Source organism: Novosphingobium sp. FW305-C-30-35, from assembly GCF_058783135.1.
Map to the genome: position 1 here is coordinate 44,184 of NZ_JBYSYJ010000001.1, position 12,142 is coordinate 56,325.

Genomic DNA, 12,142 nt, shown 5'->3' on the forward strand with positions numbered 1-12,142 from the left:
GTCTTTCAAAAGCGCTTTTACGCATAGGTATGCGGAGACGGAATTCCGCCGTTTCTGCAAGGAACAGGACCCGCTGATGAACACGACCGAAATGACCGCGAAGATGGCCTCCGGCAACGGCTTCATTGCCGCACTTGACCAGTCGGGCGGTTCGACGCCGAAGGCTCTCAAGGGCTATGGCATCGAAGAAGGCGCGTGGGCCTCGGAAGAGGAAATGTTCGGCCTGATCCACCAAATGCGCGCCCGCATCATTCGTTCGGATGCTTTTTCGGGTGAGAAGGTCATCGGCGCCATCCTGTTCGAGCGTACGATGGACGGCACGGTTGATGGCAAGTCGGTTCCGCAGGCGCTGATCGAAAAGGGCGTCGTACCCTTCATCAAGATCGACAAGGGCCTCGAGGACGAGGCAAACGGCGTCCAGCTGATGAAGCCGATGCCGACACTTGACGACCTGCTGACCCGTTCGAAGGCTCTGGGCGTCTATGGCACCAAGGAACGCTCGGTCATCAACTCGGCCAACCGCGAAGGCATTGCTGCCGTGGTTGCGCAGCAGTTCGAAGTCGGCAATCAAGTGCTCAGCCACGGCATGATGCCGATCATCGAGCCTGAGGTAAACATCAAGAGCGAGACCCGCGCCGAGTGCGACGCGATCCTGCTGGAAGAAATCCTCAAGAACCTCGATGCCCTGCCCGAAGGCACGCAGGTGATGCTCAAGCTGTCGCTGCCGATCGTGCCGTGCACGTTCGACCCGCTCGTCGCGCACCCCAAAGTGCTTCGCGTGGTGGCCCTGTCGGGCGGATACAAGCGTCCCGAGGCTTGCGTCGAGCTTGCCAAGAACACCGGCATCATCGCCAGCTTCAGCCGCGCCCTGCTTGAAGACTTGCGTCACCAGATGACCGACGCGGAATTCGACGCTTCGCTCGCTGCGGCAATCGACGAAATCTATACCGGCTCGACGCAGAAGACTCTCATCGCCGCCTGATTACCGTTTGAGAGGACGGAAAGGCCACCCCGTCACCGGCACAGCCGGGGCGGGGTGTTTTATTGTGCGGTGTTATCGCGCGACGCTGAAGTGAAACAGGTAGTCCGATGGCTTCAGCTTCTTGCCTGCAAGACGGCCCGGCTCGACTGTATCGAGCATGATCCCGTCGGTCGGCTCACCAAGAGTGAAGCGCCTGGTCTCGAACGTGCCGCCGCGCTGCAGGGTTGCTTCGACGATCACGCGGCCAGCCCAGATGCAACGCGCATTCATCGGACAACGGCTGTCTTCGATCAGCGAATCGACGCGGACCTTGTCGGAGCCGACGAGCGTTGTCTGGCCAACCATCGCGTTCCCATCGGTGCGTTCTGGTTTCGTGGTGGTGGCGCAGGCGGCAAGAGCAACCGCAGGGACAAGGGCAAGGAAGGCTTTGGTCATCCCCCGACAATGCTCCCGCCGGATGAACCGTTCCGGAACCGAAGTTGCAGCAGCGGCGGCTAACCGATAAGGCGCGCGCCATGGCAAAGCTTTCCTCCGAACTCTACCTGATCTCGCCCCTCGATGTTGCGGGCACTTTTCCTGACAGGCTCGTGCGCGCCCTTGATGCAGGGCCGGTGGCCGCATTCCAGTTCCGGGTGAAGGACGTGGACGAGCACGAGGCTGCGCGCCTTGCCGAGCCGCTCCAGCGCATCTGCGCGGACCGTGACGTGGCTTTCATCGTCAACGATTCGATCAGCCTGGCCAAGCGTCTCGGTGCCGACGGCGTGCATCTTGGGCAAGATGATGGTGACGTGAAGGACGCCCGCGACCGCCTAGGCCGTAATGCGCAGATTGGCGTTACCTGCCACGACAGCCGGCATCTCGCCATGGACGCGGGCGAGGCGGGGGCGGACTATGTTGCCTTCGGCGCCTTCTTTCCTTCCAGCACCAAGGACACCAAGCACGTCGCCGGACTCGACCTCCTCGAATGGTGGCAGTCGATCTTCGAGCTGCCGTGCGTTGCGATCGGAGGAATCACGCCCCAGAATTGCGCGCCGCTGATACAGGCCGGCGCTGACTTCCTGGCGGTCAGCAATGCGGTGTGGGGTGGCGACGAAGTGGCCAACGTGGCAGCTTTCTTCGACGCCATCCGGGCAAATCCGCGACTGAACGAGGATAGCTGACGGAACCGGCGGCAAGGGCAGGGGGTTCTGGAGAGGAAATGTCTCCGGAGCGCCAATGTCCCGTTTCAACCTAGCCGCGTCGTCCTTACTCGTACTGAGTGCCCTGAGCCTCAGCGCCTGCAATTCGAACAAGCCTGAACCAGCCCCGAGCGAGACGGTGGCAAGTACGCCTGCGTTCGCGGTTCCCATGGCGTCGAACGATCCCGCCCCGGGTCAGCCGCCACAACAGGAAGACGCGGCGCGTCCGGTCATGCAGGCGCAAGTAGTTTTGGAACGGCTCGGGTTCTCGCCCGGCATCATCGACGGCAAGACCGGCCTATCGACGACAAATGCCGTGAGCGGTTTCCAGAAGGCAAACGACCTGCCTGTGACTGGCAAGTTCGATGATGCCACGATGAAGGCCCTGTCGCGCTGGTCGAATATTGCGGCAACACGCGTCGTCACGATTCCCGAAGAGTTCGCCGCAGGCCGCTATGCACCGCTGCCCAAGGACCCGGCGCAGCAGGCCAAGCTTTCGGAAATCGGCTACACATCGCTCGAGGAGAAGCTGGCCGAGCGCTTTCATACCACGCCAGAGGTGTTGCGGGGATTGAATCCCGCCCTGGCGCAAGAAGCAGCAGCGCGCGAAGCTTCAATGAAAGAGCGCCAGACTCGCAACCCGCCCACAGCCGACACACCCCCGGTCGAACCGTACCGCGCCGGAATGCAGCTTCGCGTGCCTAACACCGGTGGCGACCGCCTTGATCCCGGCATGGTCGATAACAAGGGCTGGCTTTCGACACTGGCCATGCTTGGCGTCAGCGACGCTCAGCCTGAAGCTGCGCGCATCGTCGTCAGCAAGTCCAAGGGAACTCTTGAAGCCTACGACAAGTCGGACAAGCTGGTGGCCGTCTTCACAGTGACAACCGGCTCCTCCCATGATCCTCTGCCGCTTGGCGACTGGAAGATCAACGGAACGTCCTACAACCCCGAGTTCTCCTACGACGCCAGCCTGTTCTGGGACGTGCCCGACAGCAAGGGTGAACATCTCCTTCCGCCCGGACCGAACGGCCCCGTGGGCGTTGTCTGGATCGACCTTTCCAAGGAGCACTATGGCATCCACGGCACCCCTGAGCCGCAGACCATCGGACGCACTGAAAGCCACGGCTGCGTTCGCCTGACGAACTGGGACGCAGCCCGGCTTGCGCAGATGGTAACGGGTGCGACGAAGGTTTCGTTTGTAAGCTGATGCCGCTTCCCATGCGTGCTTCATCGTGCAAGACAGGCCACCTGTTACACCGGATGGAGCGGAAATGAGCGGCATGGTCCCAAGGGAACTGACACTTCGTGGCGTGGTGCTGGGCGCGATCCTGACGATCGTGTTCACGGCCGCCAACGTCTACCTTGGCTTGCGTATCGGCCTGACGTTCGCGACTTCAATCCCTGCGGCTGTGATCTCGATGGCTGTTCTGCGTGCGTTTTCGGGCGCAACCATCCAGGAGAACAACATCGTCCAGACGATTGCGAGTTCGGCGGGCACGCTATCGGCGATCGTGTTCGTACTCCCCGGCCTCGTCATGGTCGGTTGGTGGGCAGACTTTCCCTACTGGGAGTCGGTCGCAGTCATTGCCGTCGGCGGCATCCTCGGCGTGATGTACTCGGTGCCGCTGCGCCGAGCCTTGGTGACCGGGTCCGACCTTCCCTATCCCGAAGGCGTTGCCGCCGCTGAAGTTCTCAAGGTGGGGGCAGGGGTCGGTGGCGCGGAGGAGAACCGGAAGGGTCTTGCTGCAGTGACTGCAGGAGGGCTCCTCGCTGCGCTCTACCCGTTGCTCGCCAAGATGAAGCTGGCCGTCGAGGAAGTGGGCGGGGCGTTCAAGGTCGGAACCGGCGGCTCGATGTTGACCGGTGGACTGTCGCTCGCCCTGGTCGGCGTTGGCCACCTCGTTGGACTTGCCGTCGGTATCGCCATGCTCGTCGGTATTGTGATCAGCTTCGGCATTCTGCTTCCACAACTGACGGCAGGCGGGATTCCGGCCGGAACCGAACTGTCCGAATTCGTCGGCACGGTTTTCCGCCAGAAGATCCGCTTCATCGGCGCTGGCACGATCGGTGTCGCAGCGATCTGGACGCTGCTCCGTGTGATTGGCCCGATCGTGAAGGGGGTGACTGCGGCCATCGCTGCCAACCGCGCCCGCAGCGGTGCCGGGATGGGCAGCCTTGACCTGACCGAGCGTGACATTCCCATCGGCATCGTGGGAGGAACCATCATTGCGGCGATGATCCCGATTGCCCTGCTGCTGGCAGACTTCGCCACCGGAGGCCCGGTCGCGGCCGCGCTCGGGCTATCGCTGATCGCGTCGGTAATCTACGTACTCGTCGCCGGCATCATCATCGCCTCGGTCTGCGGTTACATGGCCGGCCTGATCGGCGCGTCGAACAGCCCGATTTCCGGCGTTGGAATCCTCGCCGCGCTTGGCATCTCGCTCCTTCTCCTTGGCCTGTTCGGACGAGGCCTGGGCGAGGATGACACCAAGGCGCTGGTCGCCTTCGCCCTGTTCGTCACCGCCATCGTGTTCGGCGTTGCGACGATCTCCAACGACAACCTGCAGGACCTCAAGACCGGCCAGCTCGTCGGCGCAACGCCGTGGCGTCAGCAGGTCGCTCTCGTGTTGGGCGTGCTGTTCGGGGCACTCGTGATCCCGCCGATCCTAGACCTGCTCAACTCAACCTTCGGCTTCCAGGGAGCGCCAGGCGCAGGCGAGAACGCGCTTTCGGCCCCGCAGGCGTCGCTGATCTCCGCCATTGCCCAAGGGGTGCTCGGCGGCAATCTTGACTGGAACCTCGTCGGCCTCGGCGCCGCGATCGGCGTGGGCGTTATCTTCGTCGACGAGATTCTGAAGCGTACCGGCAACCGCTCGCTCCCGCCGCTCGCTGTCGGCATGGGCATGTACCTGCCAACCTCGGTCACGGCGATGGTGATCCTTGGCGCGGTACTTGGCCACCTTTACAATGGATGGGCCGCCCGCCAGTCCGCGCCCGAATTTGCCGAGCGCATGGGCGTCCTCACCGCCACCGGCCTGATCGTCGGTGACAGCCTGTTCAACATTGCCTACGCCGCAATCGTCGCGGCTACCGACAATCCCGATGCCCTGGCTGTGGTCGAGGACTTCCCGGGCGCGCTGCCATTCGGCGTGATCGCGTTCGGGAGCATCATCGCCTACGCCTACTGGCGCATGCGGCGTGACAGTGCCGTGGGATCAGCCTGAGGTAGAGAGGTTGACCGGCCCGGCATGAACGCAACGCAGGTTGAGTTGCGTATCGTCCGTCGCCAGTTCGCGCAGGATTTCCTCGCCGTCCATCTGGAAGCGGCGGCCGGCGAACACGCCGCTGGTGATCGTCACCCGGTCTGCCAGGCGCAGATAGGTGCCGCGCGATCCATCAGGTGTGATATAGCTCGAATCCGGGATCGTCTTGAACCCCAGTTCAGGCTTCTCGACCGGAAGCACCGCGGCATCGCCCGGCACTTCGCAAGTCCAGCCGCCCTTGGGCAGGACCATCAGCCTGCCGCCCGGCACCGCCTGGGCAACGCCAGCAAGACCGAGAACTCCGACTGCGAAAACAACCATGCGCTTCATGCTCGTTGCGCTAGCACGTGGCAGCAGCGTTGGGCAATCGCGCTTGAAGCTTTGGGCCCGAACCGCTAAGGGCCGCGCTTCCCTACTCACGGTAAGGCTCTTTCCATCATGAAGATCAGCGGCGTGGACATCCGTCCGGGCAATATCCTGGAATACGAAAAGGGCATCTGGAAGGTCGCCAAGACCCAGCATACCCAGCCCGGCAAGGGCGGCGCCTTCATGCAGGTCGAGATGAAGAACCTCATCGACGGCCGCAAGACCAACGTCCGCTTCCGCAGCGCCGACACTGTCGAGCGCGTCCGCCTCGACACCAAGGACTTCCAGTTCCTTTACGCCGAGGGCGAGGACCTGGTGTTCATGGACGTCGAGACCTACGACCAGATCAACCTGTCCAAGGATCTGCTCGGCGATGCCGCGGCGTTCCTGCAGGATGGCATGACCGTACTTCTCGAAATGTATGACGAGCGCCCGATCTCGGTGCAGCTGCCGGAACAGGTGGAAGCCACCATCGTCGAAGCCGACGCCGTGGTGAAGGGCCAGACCGCCTCTTCGTCGTACAAGCCCGCCATCCTCGACAATGGCGTGCGTGTGATGGTGCCGCCGCACATCGAGAGCGGCACGCGCATCGTCGTCGACGTGTATGAGCGCAGCTACGTCGGCAAGGCGAACTGATCGATGGCAGCCATTTCCGGCCTGATGCGCGTGATGGAACGCGCGGCGCGCAAGGCGGGTGGCCGCCTGCGCCGCGACTTCGGCGAGATCGAGCATCTTCAGGTCAGCAAGAAGGGCCCGGCGGACTTCGTCTCGAAGGCCGACCAGCACGCCGAACGCACGCTGTGGGATGAACTGCGCGCGGCACGTCCGGGCTGGGGCTTCCTGATGGAAGAAGGTGGTGAGATCGCCGGTGAGCCGGGCAAGCCGCGCTTCATCATCGATCCGCTCGACGGCACCAGCAATTTCCTCCATGGCATTCCGCATTTCGCGATCTCGATCGCCGTGCAGGAACCCACGCTGGACGGGAAGGGCTGGGGCGAAGTCACCGCAGCGCTCGTCTATCAGCCGATCACCGACGAAAGCTTCTGGGCCGAAAAGTCGCAAGGTGCATGGCTGCAGGACCGCCGGTTGCGCGTTTCGGCGCGTCGCCATCTCGACGAGGCGCTGATTGCCACTGGCATTCCGTTCTCCGGCCGGGGTGACATGGGTGAATGGATTCGCATCTACAGCGAGTTGGGCCCCCGCATTGCCGGTATCCGCCGTTTCGGCGTCGCCTCGCTCGACCTTGCCTGGGTCGCAGCGGGCCGTTTCGACGGGTTCTGGGAATCCGGCCTCTATCCCTGGGATACGGCAGCAGGTTGCCTTCTCGTGCGCGAAGCCGGCGGTTTCGTGTCCGATTACAAGGGGCGCTCGCACCCGATCTGCGACGAGACGATCCTCGCCGGCAACGATGCGCTGCACTCGAAGCTCCACAAGCTTCTCGTTGGCGCACTCCGTAACGCTTGACGTTGCAGGACGGCGCTGGCTAAGGCCGGTGCCGTCCAGTGCCCCTGTGGCGGAATGGTAGACGCGAACGACTCAAAATCGTTTGTAGAAATACGTGCCCGTTCGAGTCGGGCCAGGGGCACCATTCCCTAATCGACAGCATCCGATCCGGATCGCAGCGCCGATTGCGCGGCAAGCGCGCTGACCTGCTCGGGCGTCGGCGTCATCTGCCCCTGTTCGAGGCGCTTCTTCCGTTCTTCCTCAAGTTTCCGCAGATAGGCTGCGCGTTGCGCAGGAGTCATCCGGGCAAGTGCAGCCTGGTCAACCTCGATGATGATCGTGCCGGGCGCGGTCGTCATTCCCTCGGGAATGATGCTGCTGTTGCCGTCCGACATCCCGCTGCCATCCATGGGCGCGCCGAACTGGCCATTGAAGCCGGCCTGTCCCGAGGACGACTTGCGCTGGCTGGAGCGGTTGTCCACCAACTTGGCCTTGCCGCTCCGCGCCTTGGCAGCCTGGCGCTCGGCATGACGGTCGGCCTGCGCCATCGCCTCCTGCGCATCGCCGTTGGCGAACACGGCAATCACGGTCGACAGGGCAACGGTGAGTACCGCAAAGTGGCGGTACATGCGGGGCTGGATACCAAGAAAATGATCAGACGGCGCGGCCATGGCTAAGGGACATACCTGATGCGCCGTTAAGGATGATGCCCCACAGCATGGTTAGCAAAGAGCTACGGAAATGGCGGAGATGCGCTTGCGTTCCGCCTATGTTCTGGTAATCGCAATCCATGGCCAAACCCAAACGTCGCTTTGTCTGCCAGGCCTGTGGCAGCGTCACCACCCGCTGGCAGGGGCAATGTGTCGATTGCAGCGAATGGAACACGCTGATCGAAGAAGCTCCGGAAACGATCTTCTCGGCCAAGCATGACCTGTCGAGTGGCGGCCGCCGCGTTGCCTTCGTGCCGCTCAATGCGCCGGTCGCGCTTCCGGTGCGCCGGTCCACAGGCATTGCCGAGTTCGATCGGGCACTGGGCGGCGGGCTTGTGCCCGGTTGTGCTGTCCTGATGGGCGGTGATCCGGGCATCGGCAAGTCAACCTTGCTCCTTCAGGCGGCGGCGAAGATCGCGATGGCCGGTGGCGAGGCAGTCTACATCAGCGGCGAAGAAGCGTCGGATCAGGTTCGTCTGCGGGCTGACCGCCTCGGCCTCGGCAAGGCGCCGATCCAACTGGCTTCGGCTACATCGGTGCGGGACATTCTGACCACGCTGGGATCGATGAACCCGCCCTCGCTGCTGGTGATCGATTCGATCCAGACGATGCATTCGGACCAGATCGAAGGTGCACCGGGCACGGTCAGCCAGGTACGCGGCTGCGCGTTCGAACTTATCCGCTATGCCAAGGAAACCGGCGTCTCGCTGGTGCTGGTCGGCCACGTTACCAAGGACGGCTCGATCGCGGGCCCGCGCGTGCTCGAACACATGGTCGATGTGGTCATGAGCTTCGAAGGGGAGCGCAGCCACCAGTATCGCATCCTTCGCGCAATCAAGAACCGCTTCGGCGCCGTGGACGAGATCGGCGTCTTCGCAATGGCCGGGGCAGGGCTGGAAGAGGTCGGCAATCCCTCGATGCTGTTTCTTTCCGGGCGCGAGGATCAGGTCGCGGGCAGCGCAGTCTTCCCGGCACTTGAAGGCACGAGGCCGGTGCTGGTTGAAATACAGGCGCTCACGGTCCGACTCGCGAGCGGGGCCACCCCGCGGCGCGCCGTGGTCGGGTGGGACAGTGGCCGGCTTGCAATGTTGCTGGCGGTGCTCGAAGCCCGATGCGGCTTGAGCTTTTCGACGGCCGAAGTCTATCTCAATGTCGCCGGCGGTTACCGCCTGACCGACCCGGCCGCTGATCTTGCCGTGGCCGCAGCGCTGATCTCAGCCTTGTCGGACCGTCCCTTGCCGGCGGCTTCGATCTGGTTCGGGGAGGTCTCGCTGGCTGGCGAGGTCCGGCCGGTGGCCCACACACCCGTTCGCCTGCGCGAAGCGGCCAAGCTGGGTTTCAGCCTCGGCTGCGGACCCGAAGCAGGCGCGGAAAAGGTCGACGGTCTGCGCTACTCCCCGCTCAAGCTGCTGCCAAATCTCATTGACCGCATAATGGGCGGCTCATAGGCTCGCGGCGCAATGACCGGTCTTGATTATGTCGTCCTGATCTTCCTGGGCATCGGTGCCGTCGGGGGATTCATACGTGGCTTCATCGAGGAAGTGCTCTCGCTGGCCGCGTGGTGCATTGCCTTGCTGGCAGTGCATTATTTCCACGCACCGCTGACGCTTTGGCTGGCCGGCCATCTGCCGACCGAGACTGGCGCCGGGGTCCTCGCATTCTTCCTGCTGCTGTTGCTCCCCTATCTTCTCACGCGGATTATTGCGCGTCGGATGGGGGCTGCCAGTCGGGATTCGGCGATTGGACCGATTGATCGCGTGCTGGGTTTCGGGTTCGGCGCGGTCAAGGGCTTCATCATCGTCGTGCTGGGCTATTCGATCATCGTCTTCGGCTATGATCTCGTCTGGGGTGAGGATGGGCGTCCGGAGTGGATCGTGCAGTCGCGCGCCTATCCCTTCCTCAATGCCGCAAGCGAAGAATTGCTGACACTGATTTCGGAGCGCCGTGAAGAGGCTGCCGATCAGGCCCGTGAAGTTGCCAGGCGCAAGGCGCGCAAGCAGTTGCTGGGCGAATAGAATGACCACGCGCGGGCTCTACACGCCCGACATCCTGGGCCAGGCCATGGTTTTGGCACAGTATCCGTGGGTGCCGGATGCGCCGTATCACGGCGCGGCCAGGTCACGCAGTTGTGGCAGTTCGATCGAACTTTCGCTTCGCACGGACGATACTGGCGCCATAGAGGCAGTCGGCGTTCGCCCGCACGCCTGCGCAGTTGGCCAGGCAGCGGCTGCGGTCTTTGCCGAGCAGGCTGCTGGCCGCTCCCGATCCGACATTGAACGGGCACGGGTGACGCTGGCGGCATGGCTGGCGGGGGAGGGCAACCAGCCTGAGTGGCCGGGCATCCACTTGCTCAATCCGGCGCTCGCCTATCCCGCTCGCCACGCCGCGATACTGCTCGCATGGGATGCCGCACTTGATGCTCTGCCGGAGCATGTCCTTCCCTGATCGAATGCGGGGCTTGCGGCAGGCGACGCCGCTTGGCTACAGCGCCCTCCGATAAGAGTGACGCGGGGGAAATCGAGTGCCAGATACCATGAAACACGGGGCCGCGGTGGAGCCGAGCGCTTCCGACATCAGGCTGGTGATCGCTGCCAGTTCGGCGGGTACCGTGTTCGAGTGGTACGATTTCTTCATCTACGGCACGCTTGCCGCGATCATCGGCAAGACGTTCTTCCCATCCGACAACGCAACGCTCCAGCTGCTACTGGTGTGGGCAGGGTTCGCCGTCGGCTTCGGCTTTCGTCCTCTGGGCGCCGTGCTGTTCGGCTTCCTGGGTGACAAGCTGGGCCGCAAGTACACATTCCTCGTTACCGTGACGCTCATGGGTATCGCCACCGCAGGCGTCGGCCTTATTCCCTCGGCTGACAGCATCGGCCTTGTCGCCCCCGCAATCGTCATTCTTCTGCGAGTCCTCCAGGGCCTTGCGCTTGGTGGTGAATACGGCGGCGCTGCGGTTTACGTGGCAGAACATGCACCGGGTGGTCGCCGTGGCTATTACACCAGCTATATCCAGGCCAGCGTGGTCGGCGGATTCGTACTCAGCCTCATCGTGGTCCTGACGAGCAAGAGCGTGATGAGCGAGGCGGTGTGGAATTCCTGGGGCTGGCGCGTGCCGTTCCTGGTCAGCCTTGCGCTGCTTGCGGTATCGTTGTGGATGCGCCTCAAGCTTTCGGAAAGCCCTGTCTTCAAGGCGATGAAGGAGCAGGGAGAGCTGGCAAGCAATCCCTTCGTCGAGAGCTTTGCCTATCCAGGTAACAAGCGCCGCATCTTCATCGCGCTGTTCGGCATCGCCGCTGGTCTGACCGTTATCTGGTATACCGCGATGTTTTCCAGCCTTGCGTTTCTCAAGTCCGCGATGCGACTTGACGACACCTGGGCGGAGGTCATCGTCGGCATAGGCGGAGCGATCGGCATGGCGTTCTACCTTATGGCCGGCGCACTTTCAGACCGGATCGGGCGCAAGAAGCCGATCGTGATCGGCTATGCCGTCACTCTCCTGCTGCTCTTCCCCACGTTCTGGCTTCTAGGGTCGGCCGCCAATCCGGAGCTTGCTGCAGCAGCGCAAAGAAGTCCTGTGCTCGTGTCCGGCGCGGAGTGTGATTACAGTCCGTTCCAGGGCGAACAGACAAGCAAGTGCGGAAAGCTGCTTTCCGATCTATCCGCCTCGGGGATTTCCTACTCTCTGGAGCAGAAGGGCAACTTTGCCGTAACTGTCGGAGGCGAAGCGCTAACTCTCGCGGACTATCCATGGACTGAAAAGGCAACGGTAAGGGCGCAGGCACTCCAGAGCGAACTGGCAGCCTTCGGCTATGATTTTGCCAAGGTTAAGCCTTCGCCACTCCGTCTTGCCCTCATCCTCGCCGCGCTGCTGCTGCTCATGGCGATGTCCGGCGCCACGTACGGCCCGGTCGCCGCCCTCCTGTCCGAGATGTTCCCGCCGCGGATCCGTTACAGTTCGATGTCGATCCCCTATCATCTTGGCACAGGATATTTCGGGGGTTTCCTGCCGCTGATTTCGAGCTACATCGTCGCCCGAACCGGCGATCCCTATGCCGGTTTGTGGTACACCTGGGTGATCGTCCTCGTTGCGTTTCTGGTCTCCCTGTGGGGCTTGAAGCCTGGACTGCCCGCTGATTTCACGGACGACTGACATCACCTTTCCTGCCCCGCCAGCCCCGACGCTCCGTCTCGGCTTCG

At 63.0% G+C, this 12,142-nt stretch carries 13 protein-coding genes and 1 tRNA gene; 11 read left to right on the forward strand and 3 right to left on the reverse strand.

The window, feature by feature from the left end; all coding sequences use genetic code 11:
• Nucleotides 1-76 precede the first annotated feature (76 nt).
• Nucleotides 77-982 carry a fructose bisphosphate aldolase gene (locus AC3WLM_RS00255; RefSeq protein ID WP_492476198.1) on the forward strand — a complete coding sequence of 302 codons (906 nt, stop codon included), beginning with the start codon at nt 77-79 and terminating at the stop codon, nt 980-982.
• A 72-nt stretch (nt 983-1,054) separates the two neighbouring features.
• Here the strand turns inward: AC3WLM_RS00255 and AC3WLM_RS00260 are convergent, their stop codons facing one another.
• Complete coding sequence (locus tag AC3WLM_RS00260) at nt 1,055-1,417, reverse strand: hypothetical protein (RefSeq protein ID WP_492476199.1); 363 nt, start codon at nt 1,415-1,417, stop codon at nt 1,055-1,057.
• An 80-nt stretch (nt 1,418-1,497) separates the two neighbouring features.
• On the opposite strand from AC3WLM_RS00260, the gene thiE reads away from it, so the two are divergent.
• The 3 genes from thiE (at nt 1,498) to AC3WLM_RS00275 (ending at nt 5,387) form a co-directional block, all read left to right on the forward strand.
• A complete protein-coding gene (gene thiE, locus AC3WLM_RS00265) occupies nt 1,498-2,142 on the forward strand; it encodes a thiamine phosphate synthase (protein WP_039332295.1) in 645 nt (214 codons plus the stop codon).
• A gap of 55 nt (nt 2,143-2,197) precedes the next feature.
• Nucleotides 2,198-3,370 carry a L,D-transpeptidase family protein gene (locus AC3WLM_RS00270; RefSeq protein ID WP_492476200.1) on the forward strand — a complete coding sequence of 391 codons (1,173 nt, stop codon included), beginning with the start codon at nt 2,198-2,200 and terminating at the stop codon, nt 3,368-3,370.
• Nucleotides 3,371-3,434: 64 nt separating this feature from the next.
• On the forward strand, nt 3,435-5,387 hold the full coding sequence (locus tag AC3WLM_RS00275; RefSeq protein WP_062348395.1) for an OPT family oligopeptide transporter: 1,953 nt from the start codon (nt 3,435-3,437) through the stop codon (nt 5,385-5,387).
• Here the strand turns inward: AC3WLM_RS00275 and AC3WLM_RS00280 are convergent.
• Nucleotides 5,379-5,756, reverse strand: a complete 378-nt coding sequence (locus AC3WLM_RS00280) for a hypothetical protein (RefSeq protein ID WP_492476201.1) — start codon at nt 5,754-5,756, stop codon at nt 5,379-5,381. The genes AC3WLM_RS00275 and AC3WLM_RS00280 overlap by 9 nt on opposite strands.
• Nucleotides 5,757-5,864: 108 nt before the next feature.
• Between AC3WLM_RS00280 and efp the strand changes: the two genes are divergently transcribed.
• The 3 genes from efp (at nt 5,865) to AC3WLM_RS00295 (ending at nt 7,380) form a co-directional block, all read left to right on the forward strand.
• Nucleotides 5,865-6,428 (forward strand): elongation factor P, encoded by a 564-nt coding sequence (gene efp, locus AC3WLM_RS00285; RefSeq protein ID WP_492476202.1) that lies wholly within the window; start codon nt 5,865-5,867, stop codon nt 6,426-6,428.
• A gap of 3 nt (nt 6,429-6,431) precedes the next feature.
• Complete coding sequence (locus tag AC3WLM_RS00290; protein ID WP_039332303.1) at nt 6,432-7,256, forward strand: inositol monophosphatase family protein; 825 nt, start codon at nt 6,432-6,434, stop codon at nt 7,254-7,256.
• A gap of 40 nt (nt 7,257-7,296) precedes the next feature.
• Nucleotides 7,297-7,380: transfer RNA gene (locus AC3WLM_RS00295), tRNA-Leu, on the forward strand.
• 4 nt (nt 7,381-7,384) lie between these two features.
• On the opposite strand, the gene AC3WLM_RS00300 is transcribed toward AC3WLM_RS00295, so the two are convergent.
• Nucleotides 7,385-7,906 (reverse strand): hypothetical protein, encoded by a 522-nt coding sequence (locus AC3WLM_RS00300; protein ID WP_156135719.1) that lies wholly within the window; start codon nt 7,904-7,906, stop codon nt 7,385-7,387.
• Between the two features lie 119 nt (nt 7,907-8,025).
• Between AC3WLM_RS00300 and radA the strand changes: the two genes are divergently transcribed.
• The 4 genes from radA (at nt 8,026) to AC3WLM_RS00320 (ending at nt 12,095) form a co-directional block, all read left to right on the forward strand.
• Complete coding sequence (gene radA, locus AC3WLM_RS00305; protein WP_492476203.1) at nt 8,026-9,393, forward strand: DNA repair protein RadA; 1,368 nt, start codon at nt 8,026-8,028, stop codon at nt 9,391-9,393.
• A 12-nt stretch (nt 9,394-9,405) separates the two neighbouring features.
• Nucleotides 9,406-9,960: a CvpA family protein gene (locus AC3WLM_RS00310; protein WP_492476204.1), complete on the forward strand. Its 555-nt coding sequence runs from the start codon at nt 9,406-9,408 to the stop codon at nt 9,958-9,960.
• A 1-nt stretch (nt 9,961) separates the two neighbouring features.
• Nucleotides 9,962-10,390: an iron-sulfur cluster assembly scaffold protein gene (locus AC3WLM_RS00315; RefSeq protein WP_492476205.1), complete on the forward strand. Its 429-nt coding sequence runs from the start codon at nt 9,962-9,964 to the stop codon at nt 10,388-10,390.
• 88 nt (nt 10,391-10,478) lie between these two features.
• Nucleotides 10,479-12,095 (forward strand): MFS transporter, encoded by a 1,617-nt coding sequence (locus AC3WLM_RS00320; protein ID WP_492476206.1) that lies wholly within the window; start codon nt 10,479-10,481, stop codon nt 12,093-12,095.
• The last annotated feature ends 47 nt before the right edge of the window (nt 12,096-12,142 follow it).